General features: G+C 65.1%; 21 protein-coding genes. 17 read left to right on the top strand and 4 right to left on the bottom strand.

Going from position 1 to position 16274, the window contains the following annotated elements:
- Positions 1-93: 93 nt before the first annotated feature.
- The 3 genes from AC6I9R_RS14935 to pyrC all read right to left on the bottom strand — a co-directional run bounded on the left by AC6I9R_RS14935 (position 94) and on the right by pyrC (position 3673).
- Positions 94-1611, bottom strand: a complete 1518-nt coding sequence (locus AC6I9R_RS14935; protein WP_461426358.1) for a replicative DNA helicase — start codon at positions 1609-1611, stop codon at positions 94-96.
- Positions 1612-1869: 258 nt separating this feature from the next.
- Positions 1870-2550: an orotate phosphoribosyltransferase gene (locus AC6I9R_RS14930; RefSeq protein WP_461426357.1), complete on the bottom strand. Its 681-nt coding sequence runs from the start codon at positions 2548-2550 to the stop codon at positions 1870-1872.
- A 79-nt stretch (positions 2551-2629) separates the two neighbouring features.
- Positions 2630-3673 (bottom strand): dihydroorotase, encoded by a 1044-nt coding sequence (gene pyrC / locus AC6I9R_RS14925; RefSeq protein WP_461426356.1) that lies wholly within the window; start codon positions 3671-3673, stop codon positions 2630-2632.
- Between the two features lie 62 nt (positions 3674-3735).
- Here pyrC and AC6I9R_RS14920 point away from each other — a divergent pair, with 62 nt between their 5' ends.
- The 14 genes from AC6I9R_RS14920 to ureG all read left to right on the top strand — a co-directional run bounded on the left by AC6I9R_RS14920 (position 3736) and on the right by ureG (position 12849).
- Complete coding sequence (locus tag AC6I9R_RS14920) at positions 3736-4296, top strand: hypothetical protein (RefSeq protein WP_461426355.1); 561 nt, start codon at positions 3736-3738, stop codon at positions 4294-4296.
- Between the two features lie 76 nt (positions 4297-4372).
- Positions 4373-5173: an urease accessory protein UreD gene (locus AC6I9R_RS14915; protein WP_461426354.1), complete on the top strand. Its 801-nt coding sequence runs from the start codon at positions 4373-4375 to the stop codon at positions 5171-5173.
- Positions 5174-5182: 9 nt separating this feature from the next.
- The gene (locus AC6I9R_RS14910; RefSeq protein ID WP_461426353.1) at positions 5183-5485 is read left to right on the top strand and encodes an urease subunit gamma; all 303 of its coding nucleotides are present in this window, start codon (positions 5183-5185) and stop codon (positions 5483-5485) included.
- 7 nt (positions 5486-5492) lie between these two features.
- Positions 5493-5759 (top strand): hypothetical protein, encoded by a 267-nt coding sequence (locus AC6I9R_RS14905; protein ID WP_461426352.1) that lies wholly within the window; start codon positions 5493-5495, stop codon positions 5757-5759.
- On the top strand, positions 5756-6061 hold the full coding sequence (locus AC6I9R_RS14900) for an urease subunit beta (protein WP_461426351.1): 306 nt from the start codon (positions 5756-5758) through the stop codon (positions 6059-6061). The genes AC6I9R_RS14905 and AC6I9R_RS14900 overlap by 4 nt, the downstream gene beginning before the upstream one ends.
- On the top strand, positions 6058-6420 hold the full coding sequence (locus AC6I9R_RS14895) for a lysozyme inhibitor LprI family protein (RefSeq protein ID WP_461426350.1): 363 nt from the start codon (positions 6058-6060) through the stop codon (positions 6418-6420). The genes AC6I9R_RS14900 and AC6I9R_RS14895 overlap by 4 nt, the downstream gene beginning before the upstream one ends.
- A 50-nt stretch (positions 6421-6470) precedes the next feature.
- Positions 6471-7286 carry a cyclase family protein gene (locus tag AC6I9R_RS14890; RefSeq protein WP_461426349.1) on the top strand — a complete coding sequence of 272 codons (816 nt, stop codon included), beginning with the start codon at positions 6471-6473 and terminating at the stop codon, positions 7284-7286.
- Complete coding sequence (locus AC6I9R_RS14885; protein WP_461426348.1) at positions 7286-7681, top strand: carboxymuconolactone decarboxylase family protein; 396 nt, start codon at positions 7286-7288, stop codon at positions 7679-7681. The genes AC6I9R_RS14890 and AC6I9R_RS14885 overlap by 1 nt, the downstream gene beginning before the upstream one ends.
- Before the next feature lie 532 nt (positions 7682-8213).
- The gene (ureC, locus tag AC6I9R_RS14880) at positions 8214-9923 is read left to right on the top strand and encodes an urease subunit alpha (protein ID WP_461426347.1); all 1710 of its coding nucleotides are present in this window, start codon (positions 8214-8216) and stop codon (positions 9921-9923) included.
- Positions 9872-10486: a hypothetical protein gene (locus AC6I9R_RS14875; protein ID WP_461426346.1), complete on the top strand. Its 615-nt coding sequence runs from the start codon at positions 9872-9874 to the stop codon at positions 10484-10486. Before ureC ends, AC6I9R_RS14875 begins: the two co-directional genes overlap by 52 nt.
- 150 nt (positions 10487-10636) lie before the next feature.
- Entirely contained in the window at positions 10637-10849 is a 213-nt protein-coding gene (locus tag AC6I9R_RS14870) for a hypothetical protein (RefSeq protein ID WP_461426345.1), read from the top strand.
- A 132-nt stretch (positions 10850-10981) separates the two neighbouring features.
- Positions 10982-11485 (top strand): urease accessory protein UreE, encoded by a 504-nt coding sequence (locus AC6I9R_RS14865; RefSeq protein WP_461426344.1) that lies wholly within the window; start codon positions 10982-10984, stop codon positions 11483-11485.
- Positions 11482-12132, top strand: a complete 651-nt coding sequence (locus tag AC6I9R_RS14860; protein ID WP_461426343.1) for an urease accessory protein UreF — start codon at positions 11482-11484, stop codon at positions 12130-12132. Before AC6I9R_RS14865 ends, AC6I9R_RS14860 begins: the two co-directional genes overlap by 4 nt.
- 105 nt (positions 12133-12237) lie before the next feature.
- Positions 12238-12849 (top strand): urease accessory protein UreG, encoded by a 612-nt coding sequence (ureG, locus tag AC6I9R_RS14855; RefSeq protein ID WP_461426342.1) that lies wholly within the window; start codon positions 12238-12240, stop codon positions 12847-12849.
- Here ureG and AC6I9R_RS14850 read toward each other — a convergent pair.
- Positions 12846-13691 (bottom strand): hypothetical protein, encoded by an 846-nt coding sequence (locus tag AC6I9R_RS14850; RefSeq protein ID WP_461426341.1) that lies wholly within the window; start codon positions 13689-13691, stop codon positions 12846-12848. The two genes, ureG and AC6I9R_RS14850, sit on opposite strands and share 4 nt — an antisense overlap.
- Before the next feature lie 222 nt (positions 13692-13913).
- On the opposite strand from AC6I9R_RS14850, the gene AC6I9R_RS14845 reads away from it, so the two are divergent.
- The 3 genes from AC6I9R_RS14845 (at position 13914) to AC6I9R_RS14835 (ending at position 16165) form a co-directional block, all read left to right on the top strand.
- The gene (locus AC6I9R_RS14845) at positions 13914-14819 is read left to right on the top strand and encodes an AAA family ATPase (RefSeq protein ID WP_461426627.1); all 906 of its coding nucleotides are present in this window, start codon (positions 13914-13916) and stop codon (positions 14817-14819) included.
- Positions 14816-15106: an Imm53 family immunity protein gene (locus tag AC6I9R_RS14840; protein WP_461426340.1), complete on the top strand. Its 291-nt coding sequence runs from the start codon at positions 14816-14818 to the stop codon at positions 15104-15106. The genes AC6I9R_RS14845 and AC6I9R_RS14840 overlap by 4 nt, the downstream gene beginning before the upstream one ends.
- 90 nt (positions 15107-15196) lie before the next feature.
- On the top strand, positions 15197-16165 hold the full coding sequence (locus AC6I9R_RS14835; RefSeq protein ID WP_461426339.1) for a hypothetical protein: 969 nt from the start codon (positions 15197-15199) through the stop codon (positions 16163-16165).
- Positions 16166-16274 lie beyond the last annotated feature (109 nt).

Raw genomic sequence — 16274 nt, 5'->3', positions numbered from 1 at the left:
AGGGCGGACGCCGGGCGTCCGCTGCCTCAATGAACTGACCGGATCACGTTGCGCGGTGGTGGGCTAGTAAGGAGAACCTGCCTTGGGCGCAGTTCAGTAGCCGTCGGGCGCGCCGTGCCGGGCCTGGGCGAGGTTGCCGAAGCGGGTGAACTGGCCCTCGAAGCTCAGTTCGACCGAGCCCACGGGGCCGTGGCGCTGCTTGCCGATAATGACCTCGGCCTTGCCGTGAAGGTGCTCCATGTCCTGTTGCCACTTGGTCATGGCTTCCAGGTTTTCCTCCCCCGGCTTCTCGCGTTCTTTGTAGTATTCGCCGCGGTAGACGAACATCACGACGTCCGCGTCCTGCTCGATCGAGCCGGACTCGCGCAGGTCCGAGAGCTGCGGGCGCTTGTCTTCCCGGGACTCCACCTGGCGCGACAGCTGCGACAGGGCAATGACGGGAATGTCCAACTCCTTGGCGATGGCTTTGAGGCCTTGGGTGATCTCGGAGACCTCGTTGACGCGGTTGTCGGAGCGGCCCGAGCCTTTGAGAAGCTGGAGGTAGTCGATGATCAGCAGATCGAGGCCCTTGGGGGACCGCTTCAAGCGCCGTGCGCGGGCGGCGACCTGCGCGATGGGCAGGGCGGGCGTGTCGTCGATATAGAGCGGGCAGCGTTCCAGATCGCCCGCCGCCTTCAAGTAACGTTGGAATTCCTGTTCGCTGAGGTCGCCTTTGCGGATCAACTCGGACGGGACTTCGGCGGCCTCGGACAGGATCCGTTGGGCGAGCTGGGCGGAAGACATCTCCAGGCTGAAAAAGCCCACGACGCCGCCGTCTACCGTGCCCTCGGAGCCGTCTTCCCGGATCCCTTCGCGGTAGGCCTTGGCGACGTTGAAGGCCACGTTGGTGGCAAGCGACGTCTTGCCCATGGAGGGGCGGCCCGCAAGGATCAAAAGGTCCGATTTGTGCAAGCCGCCGAGCATCCGGTCGAGATCCGTAAGGCCGGTGGAGACGCCCGCAAGGCCGCCTTTGCGGCCATGGGCCTCGTTGGCCATGTGAACCGCGTCGTGGAGCGCGTGGAGGAACGACTGGAAGCCCTTGTTGGTCGACCCGGTGGAGGCCAGGGCGAACAATTCGCTCTCGGCCTCGACAATCTGGTCGTCGGGGGCCACGTCATCGCGCATGGCGCGGGCGCGGTCGGTGACGCGGTTGCCAAGCTCGATCAACTCGCGGCGCACGGCGAGGTCGTGGATCAGCTGCGCGTAATCGCGCGCGGCCGAGGTTGCGATGGCCGACAGCTGCAGTTTGACGAGGTACTCCGGCCCGCCAAGCTCTTTCAGACCGGGGATGTCGGAGGCGAAGGTTTTCAGCGTCGTGGCATCGGTTTGCAGACCCTTGGCGATGCGCGAGGCGGCCATGGTGAAGATCTCGGCGTGGACGGGATCGTGGAAATGGTCGGGCTTGACCAGATCATCGACGCGGTCGAGCACGTCGTTGGAAGTGAGGATCGCGCCCAAAAGCTGCTGCTCGGCCTCGATGTTATGGGGCAGGACCGGGGGCTGATCGGCGCTGTCCGGGACGGCAGAAGGATCGGCCGGTAGCGTCGGATTAAGGGCTGCGATTTCGTTCATGTGCTCCCCCCGGATGCGGTTTGTCGGCGGCGCTTCGACAGACTGGCAGGTCCGGAGCGCCGTTGAGGATGGGTATAGCGGGTGGCCCTGCAGCGCCGTCAATCTGGATAAGCTGTGGGTAAGTCTGGGTCGCGGGGGCTTGGGTCGTGAGGCCCACATCATGTGGGAGCGGGGGCCGTCGCGTCAAGATGTGGCTGTCAGGCGCGCCTGACGTGGCGGTTGCGCCACGCCTTAAGTTAATTCCGCAATCGGTGGACGCTACGTCACTCCGCGATCCGCGCGCCAGCCATCGGGATCGGCCAAGAATCGCTCTACCTCCACCAGGGTGGCGTCATCGAAGTCGCCACCGAGCCGCGCCTCGGCGATCACATCGGCCCAGGTGGTGAGGCTGTGCAGCGTCAGGCCATGGGCGGCCAGGTTGGCCTCGGTATCGGGCAGATTGCCGTAGGAAAAGATGACAGCGGTATGAGCGCAGGTGGCGCCTGCTTTGCGGATCGCATCGACGAATTTCAGTTTGGAGCCGCCGTCGGTTGTGAGGTCCTCGACCAGGAGGACGCGCGATCCTTCCGGCATCTCGCCCTCGATCTGGGCGGTCTTGCCGTAGCCCTTGGGCTTTTTGCGCACATAGGACATCGGCAGCGCCATGCGCTCGGCCACAAACGCCGCAAAGGGGATGCCCGCCGTCTCGCCGCCCGCGACGTTGTCGAAGGCTTCAAGGCCCGCGTCGCGCATCACCTTGCAGGTCAGGAAATCCATCGCGGTGGAGCGGATGCGCGGGTAGGAGATCAACTTGCGGCAGTCGATGTAGGTGGGGGCTTGCAGGCCCGAGGCGTGGGTGAACGGCTCTTCCGTGTTGAAGTGGACCGCGCGGATGTCGAGCAACATGCGGGCGGTCAGGGCGGCCATGGTTTCGTTAGTGGGGTAGCTGGCGGGGATCATGGCGGTACCTTTGGCGGTGGTGCGGGCGGAGAGGTCGGAGCCTCCGGCGGGGATACTTAGAGAACGGGGAAGGAGGGGGTCAGTCCTTCACATGCCAGTGGAGCGGTGTGGCGGGGTCGAAGAGGGTGAGGGGGCCGTCGTCGGTGTCGAATTTGGTCGGGTAGGCGGTGGGCGTGTCGCGTTTTTCCAGCGTGATCGTGGCTGTGTTGGGGGCGAGGCCGTAACGGGCGGGGCCGTTCAGGGACGTGAAGGCTTCCAGCTGGTCGAGCGCGCCTTCTTCTTCAAAGACATGGGCGAGGCAGGACATCGTATTGGTGGCCGAGAAGACGCCCGCGCAGCCGCAGGCGGTTTCCTTGGCGCCGTCAAGGTGCGGTGCGGAATCCGTGCCGAGGAAGAAGCGCGGGTTGCCGGAGGTGGCCGCCCGGCGCAGCGCCTGCTGGTGGGAGGCGCGTTTGACGATGGGCAGACAGTAGTAATGCGGTCGGATGCCGCCCACGAGCATGTGGTTGCGGTTGATCATCAGGTGGTGGGTGGTGATCGTGCCGGCGATGTCACCGGGCGCCTCGGCCACGTAGTCGATGCCTTGGGCGGTGGTGATATGCTCCAGCGTTATCTTCAGGCCAGGCATGTCGGCGCGCAGGGGCGTGAGCACGCGGTCGAGGAAGGCCTGCTCTCGGTCGAAGATGTCGACGCTATGGTCCGTGACCTCGCCGTGGATGCAAAGCGGCAGGCCGATCTGGGACATCCGCTCCAGCACCGGGTAGACGTTGCGTAGGGTTTTCACGCCGAGCGCCGAGTTCGTCGTGGCGCCTGCCGGGTAGAGTTTGACCGCGTGAATGAGGCCGTCGGCCTGGGCGGCGGCGACATCGTCGGGGTCCGTCTGCTCGGTCAGGTAGAGGGTCATGAGGGGGGTGAAATCGCTGCCCTCGGGGCGCGCGGCAAGGATGCGGTCGCGGTAGGAGCGGGCGTCCTGACCTGTGACCACAGGCGGCACAAGGTTCGGCATGATGATCGCGCGGGCGAAATGGCGGGTCGTCTCGGGCAGGACGGCGCGCATCATTGCGCCGTCGCGCAGGTGCAGGTGCCAGTCATCGGGACGGAGGATTGTCATACTTGTGGTCATGGGCCCCGCGCTACACCTTTGCCGCGCGTCCGACAAGATGGCGACAGGAAGGAGAGCCCCAATTGCAGCAGTACCAATGGCGGGTATCTCTGGCGCAGGGCAGGCAATCCGTGCGTCTGTCGCCCCAGGGGATCTGGATCGGGGAGAGGGTTTACCCTTGGGCTGATCTGCGTGACGTGGGCTTCGTGCGGTATCAGACGCGGCAGGGGGCCAACGAGGAACTGGCGTTGACGTTCGAGGACGGCACCAAGCGTATTCTGCAGTGGACCGGCGCCTGGCACCAAAGGGCTGCCTGGCGCGAGATGCTGGTGGCTTTGGCGCAGATGGCGGCGCGCAAGCGGCCTGATCTGGACCTGCGCGACGGGCCGGATGCGCAGCAGCAGGCGGCGGCGCGGTCGATCGGGTTGGGCGTCACGGGGGTGGCTCTGGCGATCGCGGCGGTGGTTTTTCTGGCGTCAGAGGCCGTCGTGGGCGTTCTGGTCGCGGCCTGGATCGGCGGGGTCGGAGGCGGCGTTGGTCTGCTCATCTTCCGCCACTATTCCCGGCGCGGCCCGTCCCCGCGTCTGGATTGGGCGAGCTTCGCCGCGCGCGAGGGGCAGGAGGGCCATCTGCCTGCGAATTAGGCAAACTGCCCGTTTGCGGGCACGCGCGGGGCGCGAAGGCTTGCCTGCATGCGCCTGCCCCGCCTAGGCTTTTTCCATGTTAGATGCGGCGGCGCCAATACATCAGCGGGTCCGGGGGCGGGCTTTGGCAAGGCTCGACGGCGGGCGCTTGCGCGATCTGCACCAAAGCGGCTCGGCCAAGGTCCTGTTGCCGCGGGTCTTTGGCCGCGCGCCCGAGGTCGTGTTTCTCAACACCGCGGGCGGGATCACCGGTGGCGATTTTTTGGACTACCATCTGGCGGTCGAGAACGGCACCTGCGTTGGTACAACCCAGACAGCGGAGCGCGCCTACCGCGCGATTGGTGCCCCGGGGCGGGTGCAGACACGGCTGAGCGTGGGGGCGGGCGCAACGCTCCATTGGGTGCCGCAGGAGTTGATCCTGTTCGAAGGCGCGGCCCTGGAACGGCGGCTGGACGTCGACATGGCGTATGATGCGGAACTTGTCATCCTGGAGACGCTGGTTCTGGGCCGCGCCGCGATGGGTGAAGTGCTGTGCGATGTGCGCCTGCGCGAACGGCGTCAGGTCACGCGCGGCGGGCGCTTGGCGATGGTGGAGGCGATAACACTCGGGGCGAGTGACCTGGTTGACGGCGGCCCGGCGGGGTTGGACGGCGCGATTGCCGTGGCCTCGCTGACCCTGATGGCGCGCGACGCGGAGGATCGGCTGAACGCCCTGCGCGCCGCCCTGCCAAGCGACGTCCGGGCAGCGGCAAGCGCCTGGGACGGGCGGTTGACCGCGCGCTTCATGGCGCCCGAGGCCTACCCCCTGAGGCGCGCGGTGGCGCGCGCGGTAGAGCAAGTGACACGCGGGGCATTGCCGCGCGTTTGGCAAATCTAAGGAAGACCCATGAACTTAACGCCACGAGAAAAAGACAAGCTGCTGATCAGCCTTGCCGCCATGGTCGCGCGGGGCCGGTTGGCGCGGGGGTGCAAGTTGAACCACCCCGAAGCGATTGCGCTGATCACTGACTATGTCGTTGAGGGCGCGCGGGACGGACGCTCGGTCGCGGATCTGATGGAGGCGGGCGCCCATGTGATCACCGCCGATCAATGCATGGACGGAATTGCCGAGATGATCCACGATGTGCAGGTCGAGGCGACGTTTCCCGACGGCACGAAACTGGTGACGGTACACCATCCGATCAGATGAGGAGCCTATGATTTTCACGTTTATTCTTGGGGCCTTGGCCGGGTTCGCGACGCCGTATCTGGAACCCCATGTGCGCCGGGCGATGGAACAAGTGGCGCTGGCGAAGATCCCGATCTCGGAGAGCGAGTTTGATTTGCTGACCCTGGTTTTGCTGCTGCTGGCCGCAGCGGTGGTGACGGGCGGCGGTTCCTCGCTGGCGCTGCTGGCCGGCGCCCTTTTGGGTGTATTTGGAAAACGATTGCTTGCGCTGGCGCAGGGGAAGGACGCGGAATGATACCCGGAGAAGTGATGGTCGCGGATGGCGCGATCGAGGTTAACGCGGGGGCTGAGGTGGTCACGCTTGAGGTCTCGAACACCGGCGACAGGCCGGTGCAGGTCGGCAGCCACTACCATTTCGGCGAGGCCAACAGCGCTTTGTCCTTTGACCGGGACGCGGCGCGCGGCATGCGGCTTGACATCGCGGCGGGGACCGCCGTGCGGTTCGAACCGGGCCAGACCCGAGAGGTGCGCCTGGTGCCCTACGGCGGCGCGCGAAAGGTATTCGGCTTTAACCAAGAGGTCATGGGCCCGTTATGAGGCTGGTCGCTGCGATAGCCCTTCTTTGGTCGGCCCCCGTGGCGGCGCAAGAGGTGGATTGCTCGGATCGCTCGGCTCTGCCGCAGATCGCCTTGACCGAATGCGCCTCGCGCGACCTCTCCTTCTGGGACGGCTTGCTGAATAACGCCTACCAGCAGGTGATCGCGACACTGGATGCACCGCAGGAGGAAAACCTGCGGGCCGCGCAGCGGGCCTGGATCACCTTCCGTGATCTGACCTGTGATATGGAGGCCGCGCGGTTTGAGGGCGGCTCCATCGCGCCGATGATCGGGCTGGACTGCCACGCACGCCTGACCGAGCGCCGCGCGCGCGATCTGGAGACGTATTTGCAGAATTGAGGCCGCGCCATTGAGAACCCGTCGAGCGGGACAACCAAAGGGAGATTGAGATGTGTGACATTTGCGTAATGAATTCGGTGAAAGAGCGGATGCTGTCGCGGCGGTCCTTGTTCAAGGGCGGGATGGCAGCGGCCGGTGCGGCCGCCGTTGGCGGTTTGACGGCCACGCCGTCGCTGGCCGACGGACACGGCAGCGTCGCTGACCTGTCGCATATGGTCGATGAGACCTTCCCGACGTTCTTCGGCACCCCCGGCGTGACCTATGAGAAGACCTTCGATTTCGCGGAATCGGGCTTCAACCTCTACAACATCACCTACATGGAGCACGTCGGCACCCACATCGACGCGCCTTTGCACTTCAGCGCAGATGGCCAGGACGTGAGCGAGATCCCGGTCTCCAGCCTGGTATGCCCGCTCGTCAAGATCGACATCGCCGCGCGGGCGGCGGAGGATGCCGACACCCAGCTGACACCTGACGATCTGCAAGCCTGGATCGATGCCAACGGAGAGATCCCCGATGGCGCCTGCGTCGCGATGTATTCCGGCTGGGGCGAGAAGGTGCGCACCGACGGCTTCCGCAATGCCGATGGCGACGGCGGGCTGCATTTCCCCGGCTTCCATATCGAGGCGACGCAGATGCTGTTGGAGACCGGCGCGGCCTCCATCGCGGTCGACACGCTGTCGCTGGATTACGGCCAGTCCGCGGATTTCGCCACGCATTACGCCTGGTTGCCCCAGAACCGCTATGGCATTGAGAACATTGCCGGTTTGGCGGGTCTTCCGGCGGCGGGTGCCACGCTTGTGGTGGGCGCGCCGAAGACCGGCAAGGGCACCGGCGGCCCCGCCCGCATCTTCGCGATGGTCTGATGGGGACGGTTGCCCTTCTGAGCGACGAAGAGGTCAGCGCCGAGGCGCTGGCCGTCTTCAACGACATCCGCGCGGTGCGGGGAACGGACTACGTCAACAACTTCTGGCGCGCGTTGGCGCACGACCCGGCTTTGTTGAAGGCGACGTGGGACCGGCTGAAGGTCGTCATGGCGCCCGGCGCCTTGGACCCTTTGGTGAAAGAGATGCTCTATGTGGCGGTCTCGACGGCCAATGGCTGCTCGTATTGCGTGCACTCCCACACGGCGGGGGCGAAGGCCAAGGGCATGACCGATGAGATGTACGGAGAGCTGCTGGCCGTGATCGGCATGGCGATGCAGACGAATGGAATCGTGACGGCGCTGCAGGTGCCGGTGGATGAGGTGTTTGAGGCGTGAGGTCTGTGCGACGCATCCGGCGCGGAATCAAGGCGCAGCCGCCGCGCCATCGACGGGCCGCCCCCCGGCACGTCGATTTGGCTGAGCTTGGCGCTCCGCTCGGTCGGCGCGCTGCCTTGGCGGGCATAAATCGAGTTGGAACTTCCGTTGGCTCGACGCACCGCGGCCCGTCGGTGGCGCGTGGTTTGAGCGCATCACCACCAGCCACGGTATTGGCCGAGAATGACCAGCAGGAAAATCGTGTAGCCGATGGCTTGGAGCCAGAATGCGGTGCCTGTCATGCTGTTACTGCCTTAGATTTTGAAGCGATCTCGGATCGCGGGAAACAAACTAAGAACACATTACCTGATGCGCCTGCAGGGCCGTCAATCTGGATAACCTGTGGGTAAGTTGGAAAAGCACAAAACACAGCTACCGAATCTAAATGTAGCGCAAGCGAGAGACAGCACGTCAAGATATAGTTGTCAGCATTCCGTGACGTGGCGGTAAAACAACGCAATATCTTATTTTTCTATCGATTGAGGAGCTTCGGATGCCCACCCAAATCCCCCGCAATGACTACGCCGCCATGTACGGCCCCACCACCGGCGACCGCGTGCGGCTCGCTGATACGGACCTCATCATCGAAGTAGAACGCGATCTCACCACTTACGGCGAGGAGGTCAAGTTCGGCGGCGGCAAGGTGATCCGGGACGGGATGGGGCAATCCCAGGTCACCCGCGCGCAAGGGGCGGTGGATACCGTCATCACCAACGCGCTGATTGTGGACCATAGCGGCATCTACAAGGCGGACGTCGGCCTCAAGGACGGGCGCATTCACAAGATCGGCAAGGCGGGCAACCCCGATACGCAGGACGGGGTCGATATCATCATCGGGCCGGGGACGGAGGCGATTGCGGGCGAAGGGCGGATCCTGACCGCGGGGGGCTTTGACGCGCACATCCACTTCATCTGCCCGCAGCAGATTGAGGATGCGCTGCATTCTGGTATCACCACGCAGCTTGGCGGCGGCACGGGGCCTGCCCATGGGACGCTGGCGACCACCTGTACGCCGGGGCCGTGGCACATCGGGCGGATGCTGCAGAGCCTCGATGCGTTTCCGATGAACTTCGGGCTCTCGTGCAAGGGCAACGCCAGCCAGCCCGAGGCGCTGGTCGAGATGATCAATGCGGGCGCCTGCGCGATGAAACTGCATGAGGATTGGGGGACGACGCCGGGCGCGATTGATTGCTGCCTGTCGGTGGCCGACGACCTGGACGTCCAGGTGATGATCCACACCGACACCCTCAACGAATCCGGCTTCGTCGAAAACACCCTCAATGCCATCGGCGACCGCACGATCCATGCCTTCCATACCGAAGGCGCGGGCGGGGGCCATGCGCCCGACATCATGAAGGTGGTCGGGTATGAGAACATCCTGCCATCCTCCACCAACCCCACGATGCCCTACACGGTGAACACGCTGGAGGAGCATCTGGATATGCTCATGGTGTGCCACCACCTCGATAAGTCGATCCCCGAGGATGTGGCGTTCGCAGAATCCCGCATCCGCAAGGAGACCATCGCGGCCGAGGATATCCTGCACGATATGGGCGCATTCTCCGTTATGGCGTCCGACAGCCAGGCCATGGGGCGCGTGGGGGAGGTCATCATCCGCACCTGGCAGACCGCCGACAAGATGCGCAAGCAGCGCGGGCGGCTGGCCGAAGAGACGGGCGACAACGACAATGTCCGCGTCAAACGCTACATCGCGAAGTACACGATCAACCCGGCCCTCGTGCACGGGATGTCTCGCGAGATTGGCAGCATTGAAGAGGGCAAGCGCGCCGACCTCTGCCTCTGGTCGCCTGCGTTCTTTGGGGTAAAGCCCGAGATGTCGCTGATCGGCGGCACGATTGTCATGGCGCAGATGGGCGATCCGAATGCCTCGATCCCCACGCCGCAGCCGGTTTATTCGCGGCCCATGTTCGGGTCCTTCGGGCGGTCTGTTGAACGCTCTGCCGTGCTGTTTGTCAGCGAGGCGGCGCAAGCGGCGGGGCTGGGCGCTCAGCTGGGCCTGGCCAAAGACACGCTGGCCGTCAAAGGCACCCGCGACGTCAAGAAATCGGACATGATCCACAACAACGCCACGCCCGAGGTTCACGTCCATCCCGAAACCTACGAAGTAAGAGCAAACGGAGAAGTCCTGACATGCGAACCTGCACAAGAACTGCCCCTGGCGCAGCGCTACTTTATGTACTGAGCGCCAGCGCGGCGCTGGCCTGTCCCACCGCCTCGGATCTGAACGGGGCGGGTGTCCGCTTTGTCGGGTCCGATGGCGCGGATGAGGTCCACCGCCGCCTGGATGCAGAGCGGATCGAGATCGACTATGTGGTCGATGGCGGCACGTTGAGCCGGTCGGTATTGGCCCATGGCGTCCATTTGCTCTGGTACGGGGACATCGATGGCGCGGGGGCGGTTGTCCCGGACTCGGGCGCCACGGCGGCGCGTGCGGGCAAGCTTTCGGACCTGCCGGTGCCAGCGCCGGGTCTGACGTGGGAGGGGTCTTACGCGTTCACCGATGCGACGGGGACTATCGAGGAAACCGGCGCGATGAGCGTTGCAGAGCCGACCCCTTGGGTGCTGGGTGATTGCACGTTAACCGCGCTTCCGGTGACAGTCGTCGTCTCGGACACCGGCGGGGTCGCCTACACCGAGACGATGATGTTCGTGCCGGATCTGGGCACGGCGGTTCTGGTCGGCGTAACGGATAGTGGAGGGGAAACGGCCTACACTTACACCTCGGTGCGCGCCGAGGCGAGCTGACGGCCGTTTTGGCGCAAGGGTCTGGAAACGCAGGGGTTTTGGCCCTTGCGTGCGCTGCAAGGCGGGGTTGTTGAGGTTTCAGAGGTAGGTCTGCTTTTATGACCTATGTTTGGCACGTGAACAGGAAAACATGCTGAAGGAAATCTGACCATGGCCGCCGTCACCACCAATATCTCCCGTGCCGCGCACTCGCCGCGCCCAAGCCTGATGGCCCGTTTCGATGCGTTTTTTAAGGCCGTCGCCACGGCACGGACCTGCGCGCAGGAAATCGAACATCTCTCGGATCTGAGCGATGCGCAATTGGCCGCGCGCGGGTTGACCCGCCAAACCCTCGTGCGCCATGCGGCCCGTGCCTATCTTTAAGGCACCTGCTGCTGCGCAAGGCAAAAGCCCCGTCCGACCGAGTGGTCTGGCGGGGCTTTTTCGTGGGGCGGGGATTGAAGCGCCGCGGCGTCTGAGGTCAGGTGAGCGACAGGTTAGGGGGGAGAGGGCAGAGTGGATTACGGAACAGCGGGACAGGTTCTGCGCGCAGGCGAGTGGAACGGCGCGCCGGTGGCGCAGCTGGTGTTGGATTACGAGGGGCGCTTCCTGCGTCGGAAGCGGCTGGTGACCCAGGAGGGGGGGTCTGTGTTGGTTGATCTGGCGCAGACAGTCTCGCTCGAGCCGGGCGACGCGTTGGCCGCCGAGGGCGGTCTGATCGAGGTGGCAGCCGCCGCCGAGCCCGTCCTGCGGATCAAGGGGGATCTGGTACGGCTGGCCTGGCACATCGGCAATCGACACACGCCCTGTGAGGTGGCGGGCGATCATATTGTGATCCGGCAAGACCACGTTCTGGCCGATATGTTGGTACAACTTGGCGCGCAGGTGGAGGCGGCAGAGGCGCCGTTCCGCCCCGAGGGTGGGGCGTATGGGCATGGGCGCACGCATGGTCATTCCCATGGGCCGGGGGACCATGCCCACGGGCATAATCACGGGCATGACCATGGAGACAAGCATTGAGTGAGACGGCTGACGCAGGGGGGCTGCTGCGCCTGAGCCAATGGCTGTCACCGGCGTTTCCCGTATCAGCCTACGCCTATTCCCATGGGCTGGAAGCCGAGATCACCGCAGGACGGGTCGCGGACGGCAAGGCGGTGTCCGCCTGGATCGCCGGGGTACTGAGGCGCGGCGCGGGACGCACGGATGCGATCTTGATGCGCGCGGCAATGGCGGCTGACGCGGACTTGGAGGCCCTTTGCGATTTGGCCCGCGCCTTGGCCGGGTCGCGCGAGCGCTGGGAAGAGACCCGCGATCAGGGCGCGGCCCTAGCGGCGACGTTGGGGGCCATGGGCGAGGGAGACGGCGTGGCGCGGCCCTATCCGGTGGCCTTCGGCGCGGCAGCAGCACACTTGGGCGTCGCGCCAGAGACGGTCGCGGCGCTTTATTTGCAGGGGTTTGCGGGGAACCTGGTCTCAGTTGCGGTGCGCTTCGTTCCGCTGGGTCAGGCCGAAGGCCAGCGCATTCTGGCGGGGTTGCAGCCGGTCGTGGCCGAGGTCGCGCCTGAGGTGGCGGCCTGCGGTTTGGACGATATCGGGCAGGCGGCATTTGGCGCCGATCTGGCCGCCATGGAGCATGAGGGGCTGGAGGTGCGGATTTTTCGGACGTGAGGTGCCGGTGGCGAGGGGGGATTGAGTTGTATTGGGCAAGATGAAGGGGGGAGCGCCGCGCGCATCGTCGCGAGCGCGCGCAATTTTAGGTGAATCGGAGCGATTATGGGATCAGTGAATGGGCCATTGAGGGTCGGGATCGGCGGGCCGGTGGGTGCGGGCAAGACGACGCTGACGGCGGAATTGGCGCGGGCGATGGCGGAACGCTACTCGGTCGCGGTGATCACCAACGACATCTACACCTCGGAAGACGCGGAGTTTCTGTTGCGCGCCCAGGTCCTGCCCGCCGAGCGGATCAAGGGCGTGGAGACGGGGGGGTGCCCGCACACGGCGATCCGCGAGGATGCCTCGATCAATCTGGCTGCGGTGGCGGCGTTTCGCGAGCGCCTGCCGAATCTGGATGTGATTTTCATCGAAAGCGGCGGCGACAATCTGGCGGCGACCTTCTCGCCCGAGTTGGCCGATCTGACGATTTATGTGATCGACACGGCGGCGGGCCAGGATATTCCGCGCAAGAAGGGGCCGGGGCTGACGCGGTCGGACATGTTGATCGTCAACAAGGTCGATCTCGCGCCCCATGTCGGGGTGGATCTGGCGCAGTTGGAGGCTGATACGCAGGTTGCCCGCGGCGCGCGTCCTTACGTGATGGCAAGCCTGCGCGAGGCGCGTGGCGTGGCGGACGTGGTGCGGTTCATCGAAGAAGCGGGCGGGCTTTAGCCTGTTACCTTTGCCGCGCGCCCGGGGTGGCCGCTGTCTGTGGCGGCCTGCGATAGCCGGGCCAGGTAGCCGGGGTCGCGGCGCAGGATCGGGCGCAATATCTCGCGGGTGTTTTGTTCTGTCAGGCTGCCAGCAGCCAGGTTGCGCATCATTGGCACCAGTGCCTCGCCCCGCGCGACCGCGCGGTCCAGGGCGGGGCCGGTATGGGGCAGGGCGATGCGTGTTGTGCCCGGCGCACGGAAGAGCGCGGCCTGGGCTGCCTCGGACGTGCGGGTGGGATCAAAGAGGATGGTTGTCGAGGCGGCTTGCTGCAGTGCCTCGGGGCCAAGGGGCGGCGGTGTGTCGGGGTCCGCCCGGCGATCTTGCGCGAATCGCCGCTCGAACGGGGCGTGGGTGGCGCTGATGGCGGCCACGGGGCGTGCCAGCAGGACGCGGGCACCGGGCACATGGGCGCTGGCGCGGGCGGCGGCGTGGCCACAATCGGGGCCGGTGGCCAGGATCAAGACCTGCGAATAGCTTTCGAAGAACCCGTCGTGGGCCAGGCCCTTCAGCAGATCCTCGACCCCGGCATCGCGAAACCAGGTCCGGCCCAAAGACAGGATCGACAGAAGCGAATACTCCAGCGCCCGCACGCAATCAAAGCCCAGGGGCAGGCCCGCGTCGCCCTGGTCCCAGGTCCGATCCGCGCGATCAAAGCTGAGCACCAGCGTATCGCCCTCATCCACAAACAGCGCCATGTGGCGGGCAGAGAGGCGGTCGAAAAACCCGTGATCCGCGCCGATGCGGCCCAATTGGCGCAGCCAGGCGTGGCGGGGATCAGTGGGCGTAAGGGTATCAGGCATGGCAGCAAACTCGGGAACTAAAGCAAATGGAGCACGTGGCGAGTGTGCCACGGCGGGGGGTATCGGGGAAGACTGTGGCAGGGATGCGCAACGCGCCGGGCTTTTCGGTGGGCAATTATGAACGATTGGTTAACAGATTGTTCCGCGAGCGGCGACTTGGCGCGGCTGCCGCTTGACCCCGGCGCCCCGCAGGGCCTTGATGGGCGAAAGGGCGGAGGTGACATGGCGGCGTTTGGGTCCATCGATGATGTGCAAAAAGCTTTGGCGGCGGAGGGTTACGTCTGCGGGCGGGCCCTGGCCACGGTCGTGTTTCTGGCCCTGAGCCTTGGGCGGCCTCTGTTTCTGGAAGGCGAGGCGGGTACCGGCAAGACCGAGATCGCCAAGGCGATTTCCGCAGCCCTGGGCCGACGGCTGATCCGGTTGCAATGCTATGAAGGGCTGGATGTTTCCAGCGCGGTCTACGAATGGAATTTCGCGGCGCAGATGGTGGCGATCCGCACGGCGGAGGCGGGCGGCGGCGCGGACAAGGACCAGTTGCAGGCCGAGCTGTTCTCGGCTGATTACCTGATCGAGCGGCCCCTGTTGCAGGCCATGCGCCCCGAGCCGGCGGGCGCGCCGGTTCTGCTGATCGACGAAATCGACCGCACCGATGAGCCGTTTGAGGCGTTCCTTCTGGAGGCGCTATCAGACTTTCAGGTCACGATCCCTGAACTTGGCCCGTTCAAAGCGCCCGTGCCGCCCGTCGTGATCCTGACTTCGAACCGCACGCGAGAGGTCCATGATGCGCTCAAGCGGCGCTGCCTCTATCACTGGGTCGACTACCCCGACATCGACCGGGAGATGGAGATCCTGTCGGCCCGCGTGCCCGAGGCCGCGCAAACGCTCAGCCGCGAGGTCGTGGCCTTCGTCCAGCGCCTGCGCGGCGAGGATCTGTTCAAACGCCCCGGCGTGGCGGAAACGCTTGATTGGGCGAAATGCCTGTTGGCGCTGGATGTGATCGAGCTGAGCCCCGAGGTGATCGCCGACACGCTCGGCGCGATTTTGAAGTACCAGGACGACATCCAGAAGGTGCAGGGGTCGGAGGCGAAACGCATTCTGGACGAGGTGCGCGCGGAAGTCGGCGCATGATCGAGCCGCTGCTGGCGTGGTATGCGGCCCACCTCGACGGCGATTGGGAGCACGATAACGGCTTCACCATCGAGACGACGGACAACCCCGGCATTCTGATCACCCTGCGCCCTAGCTTTGACCTGGGACCTGAGCGGGTGGTGGAGCCCGATGAGATCCAGAATGACGTTTATGTCTGGGGCATTCGCGTGCGCGCCAACGCGCTGGTGGGGTTCTGCGGACCGGGGCGGGAGGCCGCCCTGATTGCCCGTCTGCTAGAGATCGAAGCAGGGCTGGCCGCGGCCTGAACCGGGTGCCCGAAGCGCACGTTTTCTTTGACACACGCAGGCGATGCATTCTTAATCCTTGGGACAACTATTGATTGAGGGACAAGAAATATGCGTGTGACATTTGTAAAACTTGCCGTCGTAGCCTCTTTGCTGTCGGTCGCCGGGTGGACCGGGGGGGCTGCTGCACAGGGGCTTCAAAACCCATGCCCGGCGGCCTGGGCCGGGGACGGTGATTGCGACGAGCCCAATGGCCTGAACCTCTGCGCCTGGAACACTGACCCTGTCGATTGCTCGAACCCCAATTCCAACTATGGCAGCGGGCCCGGCTTTTCTGCCGGGGTCTATGCGGCCCCTGCGCCCGTCCCGGTTCCGGTGCCAACCCCGACGCCCGCCGCAAACTCTTGCCGCTACGCCAACGATGGCGACTGTGACGAGCCCAACGGGTTGAACCTGTGCTCCTGGGGCACCGACGCGAACGATTGCTCCAACCCCAACTCCAACTATGGCTCTGGCGCGGGATACTTCGCCGGGATCTACGCGGGCGGGGCCACACCGACGCCCACGCCCACACCCGTTCCTCAACCCATCCCGCAACCTGTGCCCGGCGGCGGGTTGACGGCTGTCAGCCCCGGCGCCTTTGTGCACGGCGGCGGCGGTGGCTACTCGGGCTGCCCCAACTACACCATCGGGCGCACGGCCTTCGGCCAGGCGACGATGTTTGCGGGCCAAGGCAGCTACCGGGTGCCACGCATCACGGCCGGCGGACGTTATCCGCTGACCAACTGCTTCCCCGGCACCGGCTGGCGCGGCTTCACGATCACCCGGCCCGACTTCCGCTTCTTCTATCAGGGCGTGTCGAGCACCAACCGGTTGACGTTCCAGTTGACCTCGAACCGGGTCGACACCGTGTTGTTGATCAACACGCCCGACGGTCAGTGGTTCTTCAACGACGACAGCAACGGGACGTTCAACTCCACCCTGACGTTCTCACCCGTGCTGCAGGGCCAGTATGATATCTGGGCGGGCGCCTACAACAACTCGTCCAACAACCCGGCGGAGTTGTGGATCTACGAATAGGGTAGTTTCTATGCGCTACCGCTTCGCTACTTGAGCGCGGGGGTCTTTCACGCGCTACCGCTTCGCTACTTGAGCGCGGGGGATTCTTTATGCGCTACCGCTTCGCTAC

It is taken from the genome of Gymnodinialimonas sp. (assembly GCF_059726805.1).
The sequence above is the reverse complement of the archived record's forward strand: the minus strand, read 5'-3'. Positions and strand labels throughout refer to the sequence as shown.